Origin of the sequence: Variovorax sp. PBS-H4, from assembly GCF_901827205.1 — a bacterium.
Classification (GTDB): Bacteria; Pseudomonadota; Gammaproteobacteria; order Burkholderiales; family Burkholderiaceae_C; genus Variovorax.
Genome location: NZ_LR594675.1, coordinates 556,526 through 575,708 on the forward strand (window position 1 = coordinate 556,526; position 19,183 = coordinate 575,708).

Genomic DNA, 19,183 nt, shown 5'->3' on the forward strand with positions numbered 1-19,183 from the left:
GGTGTTGCCCCCGGTGAGGGGGCGAGCTTATTTCAGCCGCGTGATCAGGCTGGACGTATCCCAGCGCCGGCCGCCGGCCTGCTGCACATCGGCATAGAACTGGTCCACCAGCGCGGTCACCGGCAGCCGCGCGCCGTTGCGCTTGGCCTCGTCGAGCACCAGGCCGAGGTCCTTGCGCATCCAATCCACCGCAAAGCCGAACTCGAACTTGCCCTCGACCATGGTCTTGCCACGGTTGTCCATCTGCCAGCTCTGCGCGGCGCCCTTGCCGATCACGGCCAGCACCTCGTTCATGTCGAGCCCGGCGCGCTGCCCGAAGGCGATGGCCTCCGACAGGCCCTGCACCAGCCCCGCGATCGCGATCTGGTTGACCATCTTGGCGAGCTGGCCCGCGCCGCTGTCGCCGAGCCGAGTGACGGCACGCGCGAAAGCGGCGATCACCGGCGTCACGCGCGCGAAGGCCGCCGCGTCGCCACCGCACATCACCGTGAGCGCGCCGTTCTGCGCGCCGGCTTGCCCGCCCGATACGGGGGCGTCGATGAAGTGCACGCCGAGCGCCAGAGCCGCCTTCGACAGCTCGCGAGCCACGTCCGCCGAGGCGGTGGTGTGGTCGACGAAGACCGTGCCCTTGGCCATGCCGGGGAGGGCACCGTTCTCGCCCAGCACCACCGAGCGCAGGTCGTCGTCGTTGCCGACGCAGCAGAACACGATGTCGGCGCCGGCTGCGGCTTCACGCGGGGTGGGCGCCTGGCGCAGGCTGCCCTTGGCCTGGGCGCTGAATTCCTGCTGCCAGGCGGCCGACTTCGCGGCGGTGCGGTTGTAGACCGCGACATCATGGCCGGCCAGGGCGAGGTGGCCGGCCATGGGGTAGCCCATCACGCCGAGGCCGAGGAAGGCGACCTTGTGCGCCGGGATGGGATCGTAGGTTTTGGGGTTGAGGCTGCTCATGGGGGCGAGCTTATCGCCCTTGCCCGCCTCGCGCGCTCAGACGATCGCGAAGTGCTCGGTGCCGGCGGACAGGTCGGTGGTGCGCGCGCGCTGGCTGTTGAGCTTGATCTGCAGCCGAAGGTCGTTGGCGGAGTCCGCGTTGCGCAGCGCATCCTCGAAGGAAATCATGTGGGTCTCGAACAGGTCGAACAACGCCTGGTCGAAGGTCTGCATGCCCAGATTGCGGCTCTTCTTCATGACCTCCTTGATCTCGCCGACCTCGCCCTTGTAGATCAGGTCGGTGATGAGCGGCGTATTCAGCAGGATCTCCACCGCGGCGATCCGGCCGCGGCCATCCTCGGTGGGGATGAGGCGCTGCGAGATCAACGAGCGCAAGTTGAGCGACAGGTCCATCAACAGCTGCGCGCGGCGCTCCTCGGGGAAGAAGTTGATGATCCGGTCGAGCGCCTGGTTGGCGCTGTTGGCGTGCAGCGTGGCCATGCACAGGTGCCCGGTCTCGGCAAAGGCCACCGCATGCTCCATGGTCTCGCGGTCGCGGATCTCGCCCATCAGAATGACGTCGGGCGCCTGGCGCAGCGTGTTCTTGAGCGCGGCCTCCCAGCTGTCGGTATCGATCCCGACCTCGCGCTGGGTCACGACGCAATTCTTGTGCGGGTGCACGAACTCCACCGGGTCTTCAACCGTCACGATGTGGCCGTAGGAATTCTCGTTGCGCCAGTCGATCATCGCGGCCAGCGTGGTCGACTTGCCTGAGCCGGTGGCGCCCACCAGGATGCACAGGCCGCGCTTGGTCATCGTCACGTCCTTCAGCACCTGCGGCATGTTCAGCCCGTCGATCGTGGGAAGCTTGGCCGGGATGGTCCGCAGCACCATGCCGACCTTGCCCTGCTGCACGAAGGCGTTGACGCGGAAGCGGCCGATGCCGGTGGGCGAGATCGCGAAGTTGCACTCCTTGGTGCGCTCGAACTCGGCCGTCTGGCGGTCGTTCATGATCGACCGCGTGAGTGCCAGCGTGTGCTGCGCGCCCAAGGCTTGCTGCGACACCTTGGTGACCTTCCCGTCGACCTTGATGGCCGGCGGGAAGTCCGCCGTGATGAACAGGTCGCTGCCGTTGCGGCTCACCATGAGCTTGAGCAGTTCGTTGATGAACTGACTGGCTTGATCGCGTTCCATCTGACGACTCCTAGGTCAATTTGGCCGGCGTCCCTGGACGAGCGCGGCATTCAAGCTTATCCCCATGCGAGGAACACCGCGGAACCGGCTTCGCCGGGCCGCTGGTGTTGCCCCCGGTAGGGGGTGGGCGGCTACACGAAGTGAGCCAACCTGGGGGCGAGCAACATTCTCACCGCGGAACCGGCTTCGCCGGGCCGCTGGTGTTGCCCCCGGTAGGGGGTGGGCGGCTACACGAAGTGAGCCAACCTGGGGGCGAGCCATATTCAGCCGGGGAAGTTTTCAGGGATCTTGGCCTTGCCGCGTGCCTCGGCGGCGGAAATGACATTGCGCCGCACCAGGTCCGTCAGGCACTGGTCCAGCGTCTGCATGCCCTGGCCGCTGCCGGTCTGGATCGAGGAATACATCTGCGCCACCTTGCCCTCGCGGATCAGGTTGCGGATGGCCGAGGTGCCCAGCATGATCTCGTGCGCCGCCACCCGGCCCTGGCCGTCCTTGGTCTTGCACAAAGTCTGCGAGACCACGGCCTGCAGCGACTCCGAGAGCATGGCGCGGATCATTTCCTTTTCCTCGCCCGGGAACACGTCGATGATCCGGTCGATCGTCTTGGCGGCCGAGGAGGTGTGCAGAGTGCCGAACACCAGGTGGCCCGTCTCGGCGGCGGTCATCGCGAGGCGGATGGTTTCGAGGTCGCGCATTTCGCCGACCAGGATCGCGTCGGGGTCCTCGCGCAGCGCCGAGCGCAGGGCGTTGGCGAAGGACAGCGTCATCGGCCCGACCTCGCGCTGGTTGATCAGGCACTTCTTCGACTCGTGGACGAACTCGATCGGGTCTTCCACCGTCAGGATGTGGCCGTACTCGGTCTCGTTGAGGTAGTTGATCATCGCCGCCAGCGTGGTGGACTTGCCCGAGCCGGTCGGGCCGGTCACGAGCACCAGGCCCCGGGGCTTGAGCGCGAGGTCGCCGAAAATCTTGGGCGCGTTGAGCTGCTCCAGCGTGAGGATCTTCGAGGGGATGGTCCGGAACACCGCCGCCGCGCCGCGGGCCTGGTTGAAGGCGTTCACGCGGAAGCGCGCGAGGCCGTCGATCTCGAAGGAAAAGTCGACCTCGAGGAATTCTTCGTAGTGCTTGCGGTGCGTGTCGCTCATGATGTCGTACACCATGGCGTGCACGGCCTTGTGGTCGAGCGCGTCGACGTTGATGCGCCGCACGTCGCCGTGCACGCGGATCATGGGCGGCAGGCCGGATGACAGATGCAAGTCCGAGGCCTTGTTCTTTACGCTGAAGGCCAGCAGTTGGGTGATGTCCACGAAGCTCCTCGGTGACGTTTTGATACGTTTTGACGATTATGACGATGATTGGTGACAAGCTCCAGCAAGTTCGGGCTCGAATCGTGACCGCATGCACGGCAGCCGGCCGCGATCCGGCGAGCGTGCGCTTGCTTGCGGTGTCGAAGACCTTCTCCGCCGAGGCGGTCCGCGAGGCCCGCGCCGCCGGCCAGCTTGCCTTTGGCGAGAACTACGTGCAAGAGGGCGCCGCGAAGATCGAGGCCCTGTCCGAGCTGCGCGCCGAGCTCGAGTGGCACTGCATCGGCCCTCTGCAGAGCAACAAGACGCGGCAGGTGGCGGCGCATTTCGATTGGGTGCACAGCATCGACCGGCTGAAGATCGCCGAGCGCCTTGCCGAGCAGCGCCCGGCGGAGCTCCCGCCGCTTCAGGTCTGCCTGCAGGTCAATGTGGATGCCGGTCCCAACAAGTCCGGTGTGGTGCCGCAAGACGCGCTGGCCCTGGCGCGAGCTGTTGCTGCCTTGCCACGTCTGCGCCTGCGCGGGCTGATGGCGATTCCCGAGCCGGCGCCGGATTTCGAGGCGCAACGTGCGCTGTTCCTGCGTGCCGCAGCGGTCTTCGAGGAGATGCGCCGTGCGGGGCTCGAGGTCGACACGCTCTCGCTGGGCATGTCGGCGGATCTCGAAGCGGCGATTGCGGCGGGCAGCACGCTGGTACGTGTCGGCACCGCGATCTTCGGCGCGCGGTAGGGCTCTCAGGTGCCCAGCGGAATCCGCGCGCTGCTCTTGACCTCCTCCATCACCGCGTACGTCCGGGTCTCGCGCACGCCCGGCAACTGCCACAGCACCGTGCCCGCGAACTCGCGATAGGCCGCCATGTCGGCCATGCGGGTCTTGAGGAGGTAGTCGAAGCCGCCGGCCACCATATGGCATTCCATGATCTCGTCGCGAACCTGCACCGCGGCCTTGAACTGGTCGAAGACATTGGCCGCTGTGCGGTCCAGCAGCACCTCGACAAACACCGTGAAGCCGCGGCCCAGCTTGTGCGGATCGAGCCGCGCCTCGTAGCCCTGGATGAAGCCTTCGCGCGTGAGCCGCTGCACGCGCGCCAGCACCGCGGTAGGAGACAGCGACACCGCCTCGGCCAGCTTGAGGTTGGAAATCCGGCCGTCCTCCTGAAGAATCTTCAGCAGCTTGCGGTCGATCCGATCAAGGTTGATGCTTTCGGCGGTCATGCTTGGCGAATTATCCATGTCGACGTTCGACTTGTAGCGATTAACTCGGCAGGCAGAAGCGCTCCTGCGCGGAGCAGACGCTCACCATCAGCATGACCGGGGCCGGCGGCAACGCTGCCCTGCTTGCCGCAAGCGCATAAGGCGCAACGCATTGCGCATAGGACATGGCGCGGCCGCGCGGGCAGGGCTATCGTGCAACGCTTCGCAACAACGCCTGGAGCGCCATGTCCGCCGCCGATCTGTCCTACGTCCAACCGACCCCCAACAGCCCCTGGGGCACCTACCTCTCGCAGGTCGATCGCGTGGTGCCCTACCTCGGCGAACTGTCGCGCTGGGTCGAAACGCTCAAGCGCCCCAAGCGCGCTCTGATCGTCGACGTGCCGATCGAAATGGATGACGGCACCATCGCCCACTTCGAGGGCTACCGCGTGCAGCACAACATGTCGCGCGGTCCGGGCAAGGGCGGCGTGCGCTTCCACCCCGACGTGACCCTGGAAGAAGTGATGGCCCTGTCGGCCTGGATGACGGTCAAGACCGCCGCGGTGAACCTGCCCTACGGCGGCGCGAAGGGCGGCATCCGAGTCGATCCGAAGAAGCTCACGCACAAGGAACTCGAGCGGGTGACGCGCCGCTACACCAGCGAAATCGGCATCATCATCGGCCCGCAGCAGGACATTCCTGCACCCGACGTCAACACCAACGCCCAGATCATGGCCTGGATGATGGACACCTATTCGATGAACGTCGGCGGCACCGCCACCGGCGTGGTCACCGGCAAGCCGCTGCACCTCGGCGGCTCGCTGGGGCGGGTGAAGGCGACCGGCCGCGGCGTGTTCGTGACCGGCCGCGAGGCGGCGCGCCGGCTGGGCCTGGACCTGCGCGGCGCCCGGATCGCGGTGCAGGGCTTCGGCAACGTCGGCTCCGTGGCGGCGGAACTGTTCGCCGAGGCCGGCGCAAAAATCGTGGCGGTGCAGGACCACACCGGCACCATCGTCAACGCAGGCGGGCTCGACCTCAAGACGCTGCTGCCCCTGGCGCGCACCGAAGGCGTGGCCGGGTTCAAGGGGGGTGACGTGATTGCCAACGAGTCCTTCTGGGACGTGGCCTGCGACATCCTCATCCCTGCGGCCCTCGAGGGCCAGGTGACCGCCGAACGCGCGCAGAAGACCCAAGCCAGGCTCGTGCTCGAAGGCGCCAACGGCCCGACCGTGCCGGCGGCCGACGACATCCTGGCGGAGCGCGGCGTGCTGGTGGTGCCCGACGTGATCTGCAACGCTGGCGGTGTGACGGTGAGCTACTTCGAGTGGGTGCAGGATTTCTCGTCCTTCTTCTGGGACGAGGACGAGATCAACCAGCGGCTGGACCGCATCATGATGAACGCGCTCAACCAGATCTGGGACACCGCCGACAGGCACCGGATCACCCTGCGTACCGCGACCTTCGCGGTGGCCTGCGAGCGCATCCTGATGGCGCGCCAGGAGCGCGGGCTCTATCCCTGATCGCTGCGCCGGGGGACCCGGCACTCGAAGTCGCAGGACTCGGGGAACGCGACACGGACGCCCGCATGCCGCTAGCATTCCGCATGCCCCGACATCGGCTTCCGTTCTCCATGCGTCTCCCTTTTCTGCGCTCGGCCTTCCCGCTCCTGTTCACGCTTCTTCTCGCTGCCTGTGGCGTCACTCCGCCCAGGCAGGTCTCCTACGACCCCGAGGAATTCGATTCGACCACCACCCACACGCGCAGCTTTCGCGCCTCGCAGGCCGAGACCTGCGAGGCCGCGCGGCGCGCGCTCCTGAGCCAGGGCTACCTGGTCACGGCGGCCAATGGCGACCTGGTGGCCGGCCGCAAGAGTTTCCAGCCGGCCAACGAGGTCCATGTGGAGGTTGAACTGCGCGTGGTCTGCGCGCGCGACAGCGGCGGCGCGAGCACCATCGCCTTCGCCAGTGCGTTGCAGGACCGCTACAGCCTCAAGAAGGTCAACAACTCCGCCAGCGTGGGCGTCGGCGCCCTCGGATCACTGTCCTTGCCGTTTTCGTCGAGCGACGACGCGCTGGTCAAGGTCGCCAGCGAGACGCTGACCGAAGAGCGCTTCTACGATCGCTTCTTCGCGCTGATCGACCGCTTTCTGGTCCCCGAGGCAGTGCAGAGCACGCCGGTCGCGCCCCCCGCGCTGCCGGCACCCAGCACCGATACGCCGCTGCGTTCCGTGCCGCTGTCGCCTTCGCGGGGCTGAGCCGGCTCACATCGCGACCGCGCGTGCCGCGTACGCCGGCAGGCCGGTCAGGCCGCAGAGGCGCTGCAGCACGCCATAGCCCTGCGCGAGTGCGGCAGCATAGGTGGCGAAGGGACGCTCGGCGCGCTGCAGCGCCTCGAAGCGGCCGTCGTGGCGCACGTCCTCGTGGATCACCCAGTAGTAGGAACCGTCGAACGGTTGTTCCACCAGCAGCCCGATCTTTCGTACATCCATGTTTTGTTCCTCGCTCAGAATCTCAAAATGAGTACTTATGAATGTAAGACTATGTGACTAATATCCAGCGGTGAAAAGTTCACGGTTCGCTGCATTTTGGTTTGACGGTCCCGCTCGTCGCGTCCGCCGATTGATTTCACGCCGCTGCCGTGCGACGGTGCTCCTGCGGGGTTGGATCGTCAGCCCTCTCTGAAGGAGCAAGGCCATGCTGGGAAACAAGGAAGCCGTTGCGAACCTCGCGGTGAAGGATCTCGACCGGGCGAGGCGGTTCTACGAGGAGACATTGGGACTGACGCCGATCGAGGCCGACGGTGATGACCTGATCGTCTTTCAGAGCGGCATCTCGACGCTCAACGTCTATTGCTCGAAGTACGCCGGCACCAACCAGGCGACCTCGGTCACCTGGGCCGTCGGCGACGAGATCGAGGCGCTCGTCGGCGCGCTCAAGGCCAAGGGCGTGCGCTTCGAGCACTACGACATGCCCGACACGCGGCTCAAAGGCGACATTCACGTCACGGGCGAGATGAAGGTCGCATGGTTCAAGGACCCCGACGGCAACATCCTCAACCTCATCAATCAGTAAAGATAAACCAAAGGTTCTAAGCGCATTCAAGGTCGCGTTGTTGCGTTTGGCTTTTCGTTTTCTTCGGTGAACTATTCACTGCCTTTTGGCAAAGGTGGCCGGTACGCTTCGCCCATCCTGTTCGCCGATGGAGTTTCTCTTGATGTCCTCCTGCCATCAAAAACGCACTTTTGAAGAGTGGGCCCGTTCCCTGGAAGAAAGCAACGCCGGCACGCTGCCGGAGACTGGCCAGCCGCTGGTCTCGTCCACCGAGTGGGCGAGGCTGGAGGACGTGGCGGTGCGCCGCAGCCTGGGCCTGTCGGTGCGCGTGTTCCCCAGCGTGTTCGCGCGCCTGGTCTGACGGCGACGCGATTCAGCGCACCAGCGTCGACTTGCCGAACAGGCTCTCGATCAGTTCCACCGCCACTTCCGCCGTGCGGTTGCGCACGTCCAGCGCGGGATTGAGCTCGACGACATCGAGCGAGGCGAGCCGGCCGGTGTCGGCAATCATCTCCACGCACAGCTGCATCTCGCGCCAGGTCGGGCCGCCGCGCACGCCGGTGCCCACGCCCGGCGCGTAGTCGGGGTCCAGGCAGTCGAGGTCGAAGCTCACGTGCAGGTGGGTGTCCTCGTCGATGTCCTGCAGCGCCTCGGTCATGGTGGTGCGCATGCCGTGCTCGTCGATATGGCGCATGTCGAAGACGTTGAGCCCGAGCGCGCGGATCGCGGCCTTCTCCTCCGCGTCGACGCTGCGAATGCCGATGAATCGGATGGCATCGTGCTCCAGCGCCGCGGCCTCGCCGCTCCAGCCGCTCAGGGCCTGCGGGCCGTGGCCTAGCAGGCAGGCGACCGGCATGCCGTGGATGTTGCCGCTGGGACTGGTGCGTTCGGTGTTGACGTCGGAATGCGCGTCCAGCCACAGCACGCGCAGCTTCTTGCCGCGCTTTCGGGCGTGCCACGCGATGGCGCTGATGGAGCCGATGGCCAGGCAGTGGTCGCCGCCCATCAGGAGCGGCAGGTGGCCGGCGCCGAGCGCACGGTCCACGGCGTCGTAGACCGCGCGGTTCCAGCTCACCACTTCGTCCAGGTGCCTCAGCCCATTGGCCGGGGCGGCCCAGGGGGTCGCGGGCCCGGCCAGGTTGCCGCGGTCCACGATCTCGAAGCCCAGGCGCGAAAGGGTGCCGGCGATGTCCGCCACCCGCAGCGCGTCCGGCCCCATGCCGGCACCGCGCACACTGGCGCCGATGTCGGTAGGAGCGCCGATCAGTTCGACGGTGGTGAAGGTGTTCATGAGCGATCTCCGGAGGGGGTCATGTTCTTCAGGCGTGGACCGGCGCCAGGCTGCGCCTGGACAGCGCGCTCGCCGTGTCCACGATGAAGACCAGCACGAACATGGCGCCGATCACCGTCGCCGACTGCGGCTGCTGGAACAGCGAGAGATGAAAGTACAGCATCTGCCCCAATCCGCCGGCGCCGACGAAGCCGAGCACGGCCGCCATGCGGATGTTCATCTCCCAACGGTACAGCGCATAGGCGAGCCATTGAGGCCACGCGAGCGGCAAGCTGCCGTAGGCGAAGGCCGCGACCGCGCCGCTGCCGGCTTCGCGCAGCGCCCGCTCGGGCGTGGGCGGCACGTTCTCCAGCGTCTCGCCGAAGAGACGGCCGAACACGCCGCTGGTGTGCAGTGCCAGGGCCAGCACGCCGGCGAACGGGCCGAGCCCGGCCGCCAGCACCATCAGCGCCGCCCACACCAGCTCGGGCACGCTGCGCAGCAGGTTCAGCACGAAGCGGGAGGCCTGGCGCAACGCCGGACCGAAGCGGCCCGAGGCGGGCAGCGCCAGCGCTGCACCCGCCAGCATCGCGAGCAGCGTGCCCAGCGCCGAGACCGCCAGCGTCTGCAGCGCGCCCCAGGCGGTCTTGGCGAGGAAGCCGGGTGACAGGTCCGGGGGAAAGAACTCGGCCACGAACTTCGCCATCGCGGCCAGCGACTCGTGTGCCACGAGTTCGCGAAAGTCGATGCCGAGATAGAGGAAGCTGGCAATCACCGCGGCGAGGATCGTGGCCGTGGCCAGCACACACCCGAGGCAGGGGCCGGCGGCGCGGGCGCGTTCAGTGGCTGTCGGGCGCATGGAACTCACCGGAGTACCTGCGCCTTCGGCTGCGGTGCTGTTCGCCTTCGGAGCGGCCGTGCGGCTCATGCCAGCCACCTTCGCAGGCCCGCACTCAAGGCATCGGCCATCAGGACCAGCAGCAGGAACACGATCAAGATGCTGCAGGCCTCGCCACCGTTGAGCATCTTCATCGACTGGTCCATCAGCTGGCCCAGCCCGCCGGCGCCGACGAAGCCCATCACGACCGAGGCACGCACCGCGCACTCCCAGCGGTAGACGGTGTAGGAGGCCAGCTCCTGCGCCGCGCCCGGCAGGAGGCCGTAGCACAGCGCGGCGATGCGCCCGCTGCCGGCCTCGAGCAGCGCGCGGGCGGGCCGCGTGTCGCCCGATTCGAGGATCTCCGCGTAGACCTTGCCGAGCATGCCGCCGTAGGTGATCGCAAGCGCCAGCACGCCCGCCGCGGGGCCCAGGCCGAAGGCGCGCACCAGGAGCAGCGCCCATACCAGTTCCGGGATTGCGCGCAGCACGGTGAGCAGGCCGCGCGCCGCCGTCCGGATGCCCGCGCCGCGCCATCGGCCAGGGCCGGGCCCGATGCGCGAGATCGACAACGAGCGCGTCACCACGAAGGCCAGTGGCACTGCGACCACAAAAGCGAGTGCGACGCCCGCGGTCGCCATCGCGAGGGTTTCCAGCGTCGCGCGCGCCAGCAGGCCGAGAAATTCTGCATTGAGCGCCGGCGGCAGGAAGCCCGCCAGGAAGGCGCCCATCACCCGCAGGCTGCCGGGCGCCAGCAGCGCCTGGGGCTTGAATTCGGCAACGACGAGCATCGGCCACAGCACCACCAGCGCCAGCAACAGTGCGCCCAGCCGGCGGCGCGCGAGCGAATCGCGCAAGGGCGGCGGACGCTGCAACGCGCTCATCGGCAGACGACGGTCCGTGCAGGTGCGCGGCGCTCTTCGAGCACGAAGCCCGGCGCCTGCGTCGGCAGCGCGCTGCCCTCGGTCGCATAGAGCTCCTGCAGCATCGTGCGGCTGACGGCGACGGCCGGCGCATCGAAGACCACAACGCCCGCCCGCAGGCCGACGATGCGGTCGAACCACTTCAGGGCCAGGTCGACCGCGTGCAAGGAGGCGATCAGCGTCGCCCCGGTGGACCGGCTCTGCGCGATCAGCTCGCCCACCGCGAGGTCGGCCAGCGCCGGGTCGAGCGCCGACACCGGCTCGTCGGCCAGCAGCAGCTCGGGCGCCTGGTAGAGCACGCGCGCCATGCCGACGCGCTGCAACTGGCCGCCGGAGAGCCGGTCGCAGCGGTCGAACAGCCGGTCGGCCAGGTCCAGCCGCGCCAGCGCGGCCTGCGCGCCGGCGATGTCGCGCGGCACCAGCAGCGAAGCCAGGGCGTGCGGGCCCGACCACGCGCCCAGTCGCCCGGCCAGCACCGCCGTGATCACGCGCAGCCGCGGCGGAATTGGCGGCGCCTGGTGGATCAACCCGATGCGCGCGCGCAGCGCCTTCAGCGGCCGGGCGCGCAGCTGCCAGGGCCGCGCGCCCAGCAGCTCGACGCGCCCCTCGCCGGCGCGCAGTGCGCAGGCGGCGATGCGCAGCAGGCTGGTCTTGCCGGCCCCCGAGGGGCCGATGATGGCAACGCGCGCACCCGGCGGCACCCGCAGCGTGACCCCTTGCAGCGCGCGCTGGCCATTGGCATGGACCAGGCCGACATCCTCCAGCGCCAGCGCGGCTTCGGCAATCAACGGCGCGTCCCCGGCTATTTGATGAGACCCGCCGAGCGCGCCGCCGCCTCAATGCTGTCGTAGTTCGAGGCCTTGGTCGGAACGAACTTCGAGGCGCGCTGCAGCGACAGGATCTCCTGGTGCGCGGGGTTGGCCGCATCCAGCTTGAGGAAGGCGTCGGTGAGCTTCTTCTGGACGGCCGGGTCGAGCCCGGGCCGTGCCGTCCAGTTGTAGTCGTAGTAGGGCGCCGTGGTAGCCAGCACGCGCACCTTGGCTGCGTTGGGGTTCTTCGCCTCGACGAGTTTGTCCCAGACCGAGGCGTTGAGCACTCCGGCCTCGGCCCGGCCTGCCGCGACGAAGGCCACGGTGGCGTCGTGCGCGCCCGAATAGGCGACGGTCTTGAAATCCTTCTCCGGGTCGATGCCGGCCTGCAGCAGGAAATGGCGCGGCATCAGGCTGCCCGAGGTGGAAGAGGGCGCACCGAAAGTGAAGGTGGAGCCTTTGAGATCGGCGAGGGTCTTGGCCTTGCTGTCGACAGGCACGATGAACTTGCTGGTGAAGACCTCGTCCTCGGCGCGCTGCACCAGCGGCACCACGCCGCCCTGGGTGCGCAGCTTCGCCTGCACGAAGGTGAAGCCACCGAGCCACGCCAGGTCGATCTTGTTGTTCGCCAAACCTTCGACCACGGCCGCGTAGTCGGTCACGGGCGTGAACTGCACGTCGAGGCCGGTTTCCTTCTTCAGGTACTCGCCCAGCGGCTTGAACTTGCGCTGCAGCTCGGTCGGCGCCTCGTCGGGAATGGCCGAGACGCGCAGCGTGGTCTGGGTCTGCGCATGGGCCGACAGGCCGGCGGCCAGCCCAAGCAGGCAGAAGAGGGTGGTCTGGAGGAACTGTCGTTTCATGAAGGGCATCGCCAGTGGAAGGAGGTCCGAAGTTTAAGGAGCCGCAGTCCTGAAGCCGGCGAACACGTCGTTGCGGCCGGGCTGGAAGAAGTTGCGATAGCGCGGATCGTGCAGCCTCGCGTGCGTGGCAAAGGCGCCGCCGCGCAGTTCTCGATGGTCGCCGAACCAAGGGGCCGAGTAGTCGCGGTAAGGACCGGGCGCGAAGCCGGAGTAGGGCGCGAAGGTGGTGGCGGTCCATTCCCACACGCTGCTTCCCCAGGCAAAGCCGGGCTGCGTGGCGGCCGCATGCTCCCATTCGGCAGCCGTCGGCAGGCGGCGGCCGGCCCAGCGCGCATAGGCCTCGGCTTCCCAGGCGCTGACATGGATCACGGGCTGCCCGGGGTCGAGCGGCAGCCAGCGGTCGAACCAGCGCGTCTCCCATTGCTGCGACAGGCGCCGCCAGCGCGCCGGGTGGCTGCAGGGCTGCGTCGCGCGCCAGCGCCCGGCCTCGCCGGGCCAGAACGCCGGGTCGTCGTAGCCGCCGGCTTCCACGAAGCGCAGGTATCGGCCTGCCGTGACCGGCGAGGCGTCGATCTGGCAGGCGTCCAGGCGGACCGGATGCTCGACGAGCTCGTTGTCGAAAGCGAAGCCCACGCGCGCGGTTGGCCAGCCGATGCGAGCCTGCGCCGCGGGCATTTCGATGGGAGGCGCTTCGGTCATCCGTGGCAGCGCGGCCACGCCTGCAGGCGCGGGATAGCCGAGCGTGGCACGCAGCCAGGCGAAGGCCTCGCCGTGCATGTCTTCATGGAACAGCGTCAGCCGATGGAAGTACAGGGCCTCGTCACTGCCATCGCATTGCGCCAGCGCGGCCAGGCAGGCCTCGAGCTGCGCATCGAGCCGCGCGGCGATCTCCTCGCGCGTAGGCAGCGCGGCCGACCAGCGGGCGATGTGGGGAAGCCGAGACGAGTCGAACAGGGCGTCGGGGCCTGCGATCCGTGCCGGCGCGCCGGCCTGCACATGTCCGTGCGCGTCGACCGAATGCGGACCGCGCAGCACCCAGAACTCGCCGAACCAGGCGAGGTGCGACAGCTCCCAGGCGACGAGGTTCACGCCCGCGTGGCGAGGCACCTGCCATTGCGCGTCGCTCAGGTCGAAGGTCCAGGCCCGCGTGCGGGCTCGGCATTCCCGCAGCACGGTTGCGAGCGCTTCGCCGGCGAGGGTGCGCGCGCCGGTCATGGCGATGTTGCCCCTGACAGAATGCGCCGATGAAGGAAAAGCCGCACGTCCTGATCGTCACGCCCGCGCTGGCAGACGCGAACAACGGCAACTGGCGCACCGCGTCGCGCTGGAGCCGCTTCCTGGAGGCGGTGGCCGAGGTGAAGATCGCCCGTGGCTGGGACGGCGCGCCTTGCGACGCGATGATCGCGCTGCATGCCCGCCGCTCCGCCGAGGCGATCGCGCGACTGCGTGCGGCGCGCCCCAACTGCCCGATCGCGCTGGTCCTGACCGGCACCGACGTGTATCGCGACATTGAAGAGAACGAAGCTGCTCGGCATTCGCTGCAGTGTGCCAGCCAACTCGTGGTGCTGCAGCCCGATGCGCTCGATCGCCTCGGGCCGGCGGAGCGCACGAAGACCCGCGTCATCCTGCAATCGGCACCCCGGCTGCGCCGCGGCACGGCGGTCCGCAGCTTCAACCTGGTTGCGGTCGGGCATTTGCGTGATGAGAAGGACCCGCTCACGCTGATGGGGGCGGCGCGCCGCTTGCCCGCGCACACGCCGATCCGCATCGTGCACATTGGGGAGGCGCTGGCGCCCGAACTCGGCGAGGCCGCACGCCGCACCATGGCCGAATGCCCGCACTACCGCTGGCTCGGCGGGCTCCCGCCCGACGCCGCGCGGCGCTGGATCGCGCGCGCCCGTGCGCTGGTGCACATGAGCCGGATGGAAGGCGGTGCTCAGGTGGTCATCGAGGCCGTGCGTGCGGGGGTGCCGGTGCTGGCCAGCCGCATCGGCGGCAACCTGGGGCTGCTGGGCACGGACTATGAAGGCTACTTTCCCGCTGGCGACGACGCGGCGCTGGCGGCGCTGATGGAACGCTTCGCGGCCGAGGCCGCCTTCGCGGCGCGCCTGAAGGCGCAGTGCGCACCGCGCGAGTCGCTCTTCACCACTTCGGCCGAACGTGCAAGCGTGCGGCGTCTGCTGCGAGACCTGCTCGCACCACCATAATCGGCCAGACCTGGAAAGCGAGACACCATGAACGATCGAATCACCGCCCCGGCCATCCGTCTCACCAGCTTCTCCCACGGCGGCGGCTGCGGCTGCAAGATCGCCCCGGGCGTGCTGTCGGAGATCCTGCGAAGCAGCGGCAGCGGCATCATCCCGCCCGAGCTGCTGGTCGGCATCGAAACCGCCGACGACGCTGCGGTCTACCAGCTCAACGACGAGCAGGCGCTGATCGCCACCACCGACTTCTTCATGCCGATCGTCGACGACCCCTTCGACTTCGGCCGCATCGCTGCGACCAATGCCATCAGCGATGTCTACGCCATGGGCGGCACGCCGATCATGGCGCTCGCGCTGGTGGCGATGCCCGTCAACCAGCTGCCGCTGGAGGTCATCGGCGCGGTGGTGCGCGGAGGCCAGGCGGTGTGCCGCGAAGCCGGCATCCCGATCGCGGGTGGCCACACGATCGACTCGGTCGAGCCGATCTACGGGCTGGTGGTCATGGGGCTCGTGCATCCGAAACGTCTCAAGCGCAATGCCGATGCGAAGGCCGGCGACGTGCTGGTGCTCGGCAAGCCGCTCGGCGTCGGGGTGCTGTCGGCCGCGCTCAAGAAGGAGAAGCTCGACGCCGAGGGCTATGCGCAACTGGTGGCCAACACCACGCGGCTCAACAAGCCCGGCATCGCGTTGGCGGCGCTCGACGGTGTGCACGCACTGACCGACGTCACGGGCTTCGGCCTGGCGGGCCACACGCTGGAGATGGCGCGCGGCGCCGGGCTGCAGGCGGTCGTCGACTGGCCTCAGGTGCCCCTGCTGCCCGGTGTCGCCGAGATGGCGGCCCAAGGCTTCGTCACCGGCGCCTCGGGCCGCAACTGGGCCGGCTATGGCGCCGAGGTGCGGCTCGATGCCGCGCTGCCGCCGGTGGCGCAGGACCTGTTGAGCGACCCGCAGACCTCGGGCGGGCTGCTCGTGAGCTGTGCGCCGGACAGCGTGCCGCAGGTGCTGGCGCTGTTCCATGAACAGGGTTTCGAGGCCGCCTGCGTGATCGGCCGCATGGAGGCCGGGGCCCCTGGCTTGCGCGTCAACGCTTAGCGAAATCTGGGGCAGTTGGCCTAACTATCCGACGCTTCTAGTTTTTCAGGCCTAGGGCTTCGCGAAGAAGATGCGGGCATCGCGTCGGAAACATGCCGCGAACGATGGCGGGATCGGTTCCCGGCCTCATGTGTCCCATCCCACTTCAAGGAAATCATCACCATGTCCACGCAAAACTTCTCCAGCGCCGCCGTCCACGTGGTCGGGCAGTACAACGATGCCGGCAAGACGCTGGTCGGCGCCTACCGTGCCGGCGCCCATCGCCTGCTGAACGGCGCCGCTTCGCGCACCAGCGGTTTCCTCGACGCCCGCCAGCTGCCGCTGGTGAGCGAGACGATGAAGGCCCGCCTGATCGGTGCGCAGGAGAAGGTCAACGGCTTCCTGGCCAACCGTCTCGACATCGACACCGGTCGCGTCGTCTCAGTGATGGACCGCATCGCCGGCACCACCCAAAGCGGCATCGAATCGGCCGCCAACGCCGCCGCCCGCATCGAATCGCCGTTCGGCAGCGCTGTGCTGCAGGCCCTGGGCAACCTGCATCAGCCGATCGCCGCCGTCTCTGTGCAGATCGCCGAGCGCATCTCTGCCGGTGCCAGGCAGATCGAAAGCCGCGTGGCGGGCACGTCCGACGAGGCGATGCCGGTCAAGACTGTGAAGGCCAAGGCCCGCACGGCCGCGCGCCGCCCGGTGCGCACTGCACGCAAGGCCGCCTGAGCGCTGGCGCACGGCCGGCCACCTTTACGATCGACCTGTCCTGGAGCAACGCATGGCGACTCGCCGCGATGAAACCGTCAGCGTGAAGAAGAAGGCGGCTGCGGCCGGCAAGAAGATGCTCCCCGCGAAGAAGACGGGCAAGCCGGCAGCGCCGCGCAAGAAGGCACCGCCGGCGAAGAAGGTGGCGACCGTCAAGAAGGCATCGCAACAAGGCAAGCAGGCCGGCGCGCAAGGCCTGCTGCGTGCCGGCCTCAAGGCCTTGGGCAACGTGCGCGACGACGTCGTCAAGCGCCAGACCAATGTCATCGAGAGCCTGCTCGGCATCGGCCAGCCCAAGGGCGACGGCGCGCCCCGTGGCTTCGCGCTCGAGAGCTTCGGGATCCGCAAGTTCGAGGATGTGTTCGACCAGCGCGTCGCCACCGCGCTGCAGCGGCTCGGCATGCCGACGGCGCAGGAGGTCCAGGAACTGCGCGAGCAGATCAAGCGCCTGCTCGAACACCTGGACCGCATCGAATCCGGCCGCAAGCGCTGACAACCCGCCCAGACCGTGGCGAGCCCCACCACCCGCGAGCGCATCCTCGAGACCAGCCTGGCGCTGTTCAACGCGCAGGGGCTCGCCGCCGTCTCCACGCACCGCATCGCGGCGGAGCTGCAGATGAGCCCGGGCAACCTGCATTACCACTTCAAGGCCAAGCAGCTGATCGTCGATCGCCTGTTCCGGCGCTTCGAGGACCGGCTCGACCTGCTCAACGCTTCTTCGAATTCGGTGCGCGCGATCGACGACCTGTGGCTCGCGCTGCACCTGCGCTTCGAGGCCATCGACGCCTACCGCTTCGTCTACCGCGACATGGCCTTCCTGGCCGGCGAGTACCCGGCGCTGGGCCAGCGGGCCCAGGCCCTCACCACGCAGAACCTGCTGGCTGCGCAGTCGCTGTGCGAGACGCTCGTCGCCGCGGGCGTCATGGAGGCGACGGCTGAAGAGGCGCAGATGGTGGCCCTGCAGATGGTCTTCACCACCACTTGCTGGCTCTCCTTCGAACGGCTGGTGCCGGGGCGAGACGCACTGCAGCAGGCCGATCCGGGGCTGGCGGCGTTCTATACGCTGACGCTGGTTTCTCCGTATGTTTCACGCGAATCGAGGGCTTATCTTGATTACCTGCGTGGCAAATACCTCGGATAACCGGCAAAGCCCGCCCCTGAGGGAACCGCGCGCACGCGCGCGGTGACTGAGAACGAAGGAGAGATTCATGATGGCAACCGCCGGTGAACCGATCAAGCCCCCTTCGCGCCTGCTGCTGCTGGCCGAAGGACGCGCCCTGTGGGAGGCCGGCGCAGCCCTGGCCTTGTGGCCGCTCCTGCAACTCACGCCGCGCGGCGACGGCCATCCGGTGCTGGTGCTGCCAGGCCTGGTGGCCAGCGACATGTCGACCAAGCTGTTGCGGCGCTATCTCGAAGGCCGCGGCTACGACGCGCAGGGCTGGGGGCTCGGGCGCAACCTCGGCCCGCGCGAAGGCATCGAGGACGGCATGACCGCCAAGCTCGAAGCGCTGCACGCCGAGAGCGGCCGCAAGGTCAGCCTGGTGGGCTGGAGCCTCGGCGGCGTCTATGCGCGACTCCTCGCCGCGCGCCACCCGCAGTGGGTTCGCAGCGTGGTCACCCTGGGCAGCCCCTTCACGGGCAGCGCGCGCGCCACCAACGCCTGGCGGGTCTACGAAGGCGTGAGCGGCCAGAGCGCGGAGGACCCGCGCCGCATGAAGCACGTGCGGCCCACGCCGCCGGTGCCCACCACCTCCATCTTCAGCCGCAGCGATGGCGTGGTCGCCTGGCGCTGCAGCGTGGAAGAAGCGGGGCCGCAATCCGAGAACATCGAGGTGATCGCCAGCCACCTGGGCCTGGGTGCGCATCCGGCCGTGCTCTATGCGCTGGCCGACCGGCTGGCGCAGGCCGAAGGGCAATGGAAGCCGTTCGATCGCGGGCTGTGGGGGCCGCTGGTCTACCCGGATCCGGGGCGGCCGGAGTAGGCTCCGGCAGATCCATTCGTCGAGCACCGAGCCACACACGTCACGACCATGCCCATCGAACTGAACAAGGAAGCCCGAGCGGAAGCCATCAAGTCGATCGAGCGCTACTTCCAGGAAAACATGGAAGAACGCATCGGGAACATCGCCGCCGGCGCGCTCCTGGGCTTCTTTGTCGAAGAGATCGGACCGGCGATCTACAACCAGGCGGTCGCCGATGTTCAGGAGCGCCTGCAGGCGCGGATCTCGGAAATCGACATCGAGGTCCACGAGGACGAGTTCCAGTACTGGCGCAAATACGACGCGCAGCGCAGATCGAGGAAGTGAAGATTCCCTCTTTCCTCGACTTCGCAAGCAAGCCCATGACGCGCAGACTCATCAGTTCCGGCTCGACCTTCGAACAGGAAATCGGCTATTCCCGCGCCGTGGTGGACGGCGAATGGGTGTTCGTCTCCGGCACCACGGGCTTCGACTACGCGACCATGACCATTCGCGACGGCGTCGTGGAGCAGGCCGAGCAATGCCTGCTGAACATCGGCGCGGCGCTGGCCGAAGCGGGCGCCTCTTTCAAGGATGTGGTGCGCGTCAACTACGTGCTGCCCCGGGCGGAAGACTTTCCCGCTTGCTGGCCCGTGCTGCGCAGGTATTTCGGCGAATGCAGGCCGGCCGCGATGATGATCTCTGCGGGCCTGGCAGACCCGCGGATGAAGATCGAGATCGAGGTCACCGCGCGCAAACGCGTCTGATCC

At 68.1% G+C, this 19,183-nt stretch carries 24 protein-coding genes; 13 read left to right on the forward strand and 11 right to left on the reverse strand.

Annotated features, from left to right (window positions below):
- Positions 1-27: 27 nt before the first annotated feature.
- The 3 genes from E5CHR_RS02630 to E5CHR_RS02640 form a co-directional block, all read right to left on the reverse strand.
- Positions 28-948: an NAD(P)-dependent oxidoreductase gene (locus E5CHR_RS02630; protein ID WP_162578248.1), complete on the reverse strand. Its 921-nt coding sequence runs from the start codon at positions 946-948 to the stop codon at positions 28-30.
- A 36-nt stretch (positions 949-984) separates the two neighbouring features.
- Positions 985-2,121 carry a PilT/PilU family type 4a pilus ATPase gene (locus tag E5CHR_RS02635; protein WP_162578249.1) on the reverse strand — a complete coding sequence of 379 codons (1,137 nt, stop codon included), beginning with the start codon at positions 2,119-2,121 and terminating at the stop codon, positions 985-987.
- Positions 2,122-2,384: 263 nt separating this feature from the next.
- Entirely contained in the window at positions 2,385-3,428 is a 1,044-nt protein-coding gene (locus E5CHR_RS02640; RefSeq protein ID WP_162578250.1) for a type IV pilus twitching motility protein PilT, read from the reverse strand.
- 38 nt (positions 3,429-3,466) lie between these two features.
- Here E5CHR_RS02640 and E5CHR_RS02645 point away from each other — a divergent pair, with 38 nt between their 5' ends.
- A complete protein-coding gene (locus tag E5CHR_RS02645; protein WP_162578251.1) occupies positions 3,467-4,153 on the forward strand; it encodes a YggS family pyridoxal phosphate-dependent enzyme in 687 nt (228 codons plus the stop codon).
- Positions 4,154-4,158: 5 nt separating this feature from the next.
- On the opposite strand, the gene E5CHR_RS02650 is transcribed toward E5CHR_RS02645, so the two are convergent.
- A complete protein-coding gene (locus tag E5CHR_RS02650) occupies positions 4,159-4,638 on the reverse strand; it encodes an Lrp/AsnC ligand binding domain-containing protein (RefSeq protein ID WP_162578252.1) in 480 nt (159 codons plus the stop codon).
- Positions 4,639-4,862: 224 nt separating this feature from the next.
- Here E5CHR_RS02650 and E5CHR_RS02655 point away from each other — a divergent pair, with 224 nt between their 5' ends.
- Positions 4,863-6,137 (forward strand): Glu/Leu/Phe/Val family dehydrogenase, encoded by a 1,275-nt coding sequence (locus E5CHR_RS02655; RefSeq protein WP_162578253.1) that lies wholly within the window; start codon positions 4,863-4,865, stop codon positions 6,135-6,137.
- Positions 6,138-6,247: 110 nt separating this feature from the next.
- Entirely contained in the window at positions 6,248-6,871 is a 624-nt protein-coding gene (locus E5CHR_RS02660; protein ID WP_162578254.1) for a DUF2242 domain-containing protein, read from the forward strand.
- A gap of 6 nt (positions 6,872-6,877) precedes the next feature.
- On the opposite strand, the gene E5CHR_RS02665 is transcribed toward E5CHR_RS02660, so the two are convergent.
- Positions 6,878-7,105 carry a hypothetical protein gene (locus tag E5CHR_RS02665; RefSeq protein ID WP_162578255.1) on the reverse strand — a complete coding sequence of 76 codons (228 nt, stop codon included), beginning with the start codon at positions 7,103-7,105 and terminating at the stop codon, positions 6,878-6,880.
- 205 nt (positions 7,106-7,310) lie between these two features.
- Here E5CHR_RS02665 and E5CHR_RS02670 point away from each other — a divergent pair, with 205 nt between their 5' ends.
- The gene (locus E5CHR_RS02670) at positions 7,311-7,688 is read left to right on the forward strand and encodes a VOC family protein (RefSeq protein ID WP_162578256.1); all 378 of its coding nucleotides are present in this window, start codon (positions 7,311-7,313) and stop codon (positions 7,686-7,688) included.
- 142 nt (positions 7,689-7,830) lie between these two features.
- The gene (locus tag E5CHR_RS02675; RefSeq protein ID WP_162578257.1) at positions 7,831-8,028 is read left to right on the forward strand and encodes a hypothetical protein; all 198 of its coding nucleotides are present in this window, start codon (positions 7,831-7,833) and stop codon (positions 8,026-8,028) included.
- A gap of 12 nt (positions 8,029-8,040) precedes the next feature.
- Here the strand turns inward: E5CHR_RS02675 and rocF are convergent, their stop codons facing one another.
- The 6 genes from rocF to senA all read right to left on the reverse strand — a co-directional run bounded on the left by rocF (position 8,041) and on the right by senA (position 13,621).
- Positions 8,041-8,958 (reverse strand): arginase, encoded by a 918-nt coding sequence (rocF, locus tag E5CHR_RS02680; protein ID WP_162578258.1) that lies wholly within the window; start codon positions 8,956-8,958, stop codon positions 8,041-8,043.
- 28 nt (positions 8,959-8,986) lie between these two features.
- Positions 8,987-9,796: a phosphonate ABC transporter, permease protein PhnE gene (gene phnE / locus E5CHR_RS02685; protein ID WP_162583528.1), complete on the reverse strand. Its 810-nt coding sequence runs from the start codon at positions 9,794-9,796 to the stop codon at positions 8,987-8,989.
- Positions 9,797-9,861: 65 nt separating this feature from the next.
- Positions 9,862-10,698: a PhnE/PtxC family ABC transporter permease gene (locus E5CHR_RS02690; RefSeq protein ID WP_162578259.1), complete on the reverse strand. Its 837-nt coding sequence runs from the start codon at positions 10,696-10,698 to the stop codon at positions 9,862-9,864.
- Positions 10,695-11,525, reverse strand: a complete 831-nt coding sequence (locus E5CHR_RS02695) for a phosphonate ABC transporter ATP-binding protein (protein WP_443083056.1) — start codon at positions 11,523-11,525, stop codon at positions 10,695-10,697. The genes E5CHR_RS02690 and E5CHR_RS02695 overlap by 4 nt, the downstream gene beginning before the upstream one ends.
- A 14-nt stretch (positions 11,526-11,539) precedes the next feature.
- Positions 11,540-12,415 (reverse strand): putative selenate ABC transporter substrate-binding protein, encoded by an 876-nt coding sequence (locus E5CHR_RS02700; protein ID WP_197893834.1) that lies wholly within the window; start codon positions 12,413-12,415, stop codon positions 11,540-11,542.
- 24 nt (positions 12,416-12,439) lie between these two features.
- On the reverse strand, positions 12,440-13,621 hold the full coding sequence (senA, locus tag E5CHR_RS02705) for a selenoneine synthase SenA (RefSeq protein WP_162578261.1): 1,182 nt from the start codon (positions 13,619-13,621) through the stop codon (positions 12,440-12,442).
- A 29-nt stretch (positions 13,622-13,650) separates the two neighbouring features.
- Here senA and senB point away from each other — a divergent pair, with 29 nt between their 5' ends.
- The 8 genes from senB (at position 13,651) to E5CHR_RS02745 (ending at position 19,180) form a co-directional block, all read left to right on the forward strand.
- Entirely contained in the window at positions 13,651-14,613 is a 963-nt protein-coding gene (gene senB, locus E5CHR_RS02710; protein ID WP_162578262.1) for a selenoneine biosynthesis selenosugar synthase SenB, read from the forward strand.
- A 27-nt stretch (positions 14,614-14,640) separates the two neighbouring features.
- Positions 14,641-15,702: a selenide, water dikinase SelD gene (gene selD / locus E5CHR_RS02715; protein WP_162578263.1), complete on the forward strand. Its 1,062-nt coding sequence runs from the start codon at positions 14,641-14,643 to the stop codon at positions 15,700-15,702.
- Positions 15,703-15,864: 162 nt separating this feature from the next.
- Positions 15,865-16,416, forward strand: a complete 552-nt coding sequence (locus E5CHR_RS02720) for a hypothetical protein (protein WP_174255684.1) — start codon at positions 15,865-15,867, stop codon at positions 16,414-16,416.
- A gap of 52 nt (positions 16,417-16,468) precedes the next feature.
- On the forward strand, positions 16,469-16,948 hold the full coding sequence (locus E5CHR_RS02725; protein ID WP_162578264.1) for a phasin family protein: 480 nt from the start codon (positions 16,469-16,471) through the stop codon (positions 16,946-16,948).
- A gap of 15 nt (positions 16,949-16,963) precedes the next feature.
- On the forward strand, positions 16,964-17,596 hold the full coding sequence (locus E5CHR_RS02730; protein ID WP_162578265.1) for a TetR/AcrR family transcriptional regulator: 633 nt from the start codon (positions 16,964-16,966) through the stop codon (positions 17,594-17,596).
- 67 nt (positions 17,597-17,663) lie between these two features.
- Positions 17,664-18,437 (forward strand): esterase/lipase family protein, encoded by a 774-nt coding sequence (locus tag E5CHR_RS02735; protein ID WP_197893835.1) that lies wholly within the window; start codon positions 17,664-17,666, stop codon positions 18,435-18,437.
- A 48-nt stretch (positions 18,438-18,485) separates the two neighbouring features.
- Complete coding sequence (locus E5CHR_RS02740; protein ID WP_162578266.1) at positions 18,486-18,761, forward strand: DUF2164 domain-containing protein; 276 nt, start codon at positions 18,486-18,488, stop codon at positions 18,759-18,761.
- 35 nt (positions 18,762-18,796) lie between these two features.
- Positions 18,797-19,180 carry a RidA family protein gene (locus E5CHR_RS02745; RefSeq protein ID WP_162578267.1) on the forward strand — a complete coding sequence of 128 codons (384 nt, stop codon included), beginning with the start codon at positions 18,797-18,799 and terminating at the stop codon, positions 19,178-19,180.
- Positions 19,181-19,183 lie beyond the last annotated feature (3 nt).

Excerpts from the sequence above, each read along its gene's own strand:
- E5CHR_RS02630 (WP_162578248.1), bottom strand. The coding sequence starts at position 948 with ATGAGCAGCCTCAACCCCAAAACCTACGATCCCATCCCGGCGCACAAG.
- E5CHR_RS02635 (WP_162578249.1), bottom strand. The coding sequence starts at position 2,121 with ATGGAACGCGATCAAGCCAGTCAGTTCATCAACGAACTGCTCAAGCTC.
- E5CHR_RS02645 (WP_162578251.1), top strand. The coding sequence starts at position 3,467 with ATGACGATGATTGGTGACAAGCTCCAGCAAGTTCGGGCTCGAATCGTG.
- E5CHR_RS02650 (WP_162578252.1), bottom strand. The coding sequence starts at position 4,638 with ATGACCGCCGAAAGCATCAACCTTGATCGGATCGACCGCAAGCTGCTG.
- E5CHR_RS02655 (WP_162578253.1), top strand. The coding sequence starts at position 4,863 with ATGTCCGCCGCCGATCTGTCCTACGTCCAACCGACCCCCAACAGCCCC.
- E5CHR_RS02660 (WP_162578254.1), top strand. The coding sequence starts at position 6,248 with ATGCGTCTCCCTTTTCTGCGCTCGGCCTTCCCGCTCCTGTTCACGCTT.
- E5CHR_RS02665 (WP_162578255.1), bottom strand. The coding sequence starts at position 7,105 with ATGGATGTACGAAAGATCGGGCTGCTGGTGGAACAACCGTTCGACGGT.
- E5CHR_RS02670 (WP_162578256.1), top strand. The coding sequence starts at position 7,311 with ATGCTGGGAAACAAGGAAGCCGTTGCGAACCTCGCGGTGAAGGATCTC.
- E5CHR_RS02675 (WP_162578257.1), top strand. The coding sequence starts at position 7,831 with ATGTCCTCCTGCCATCAAAAACGCACTTTTGAAGAGTGGGCCCGTTCC.
- rocF (WP_162578258.1), bottom strand. The coding sequence starts at position 8,958 with ATGAACACCTTCACCACCGTCGAACTGATCGGCGCTCCTACCGACATC.
- phnE (WP_162583528.1), bottom strand. The coding sequence starts at position 9,796 with ATGCGCCCGACAGCCACTGAACGCGCCCGCGCCGCCGGCCCCTGCCTC.
- E5CHR_RS02690 (WP_162578259.1), bottom strand. The coding sequence starts at position 10,698 with ATGAGCGCGTTGCAGCGTCCGCCGCCCTTGCGCGATTCGCTCGCGCGC.
- E5CHR_RS02700 (WP_197893834.1), bottom strand. The coding sequence starts at position 12,415 with ATGCCCTTCATGAAACGACAGTTCCTCCAGACCACCCTCTTCTGCCTG.
- senA (WP_162578261.1), bottom strand. The coding sequence starts at position 13,621 with ATGACCGGCGCGCGCACCCTCGCCGGCGAAGCGCTCGCAACCGTGCTG.
- senB (WP_162578262.1), top strand. The coding sequence starts at position 13,651 with ATGAAGGAAAAGCCGCACGTCCTGATCGTCACGCCCGCGCTGGCAGAC.
- selD (WP_162578263.1), top strand. The coding sequence starts at position 14,641 with ATGAACGATCGAATCACCGCCCCGGCCATCCGTCTCACCAGCTTCTCC.
- E5CHR_RS02720 (WP_174255684.1), top strand. The coding sequence starts at position 15,865 with ATGTCCACGCAAAACTTCTCCAGCGCCGCCGTCCACGTGGTCGGGCAG.
- E5CHR_RS02725 (WP_162578264.1), top strand. The coding sequence starts at position 16,469 with ATGGCGACTCGCCGCGATGAAACCGTCAGCGTGAAGAAGAAGGCGGCT.
- E5CHR_RS02735 (WP_197893835.1), top strand. The coding sequence starts at position 17,664 with ATGATGGCAACCGCCGGTGAACCGATCAAGCCCCCTTCGCGCCTGCTG.
- E5CHR_RS02740 (WP_162578266.1), top strand. The coding sequence starts at position 18,486 with ATGCCCATCGAACTGAACAAGGAAGCCCGAGCGGAAGCCATCAAGTCG.
- E5CHR_RS02745 (WP_162578267.1), top strand. The coding sequence starts at position 18,797 with ATGACGCGCAGACTCATCAGTTCCGGCTCGACCTTCGAACAGGAAATC.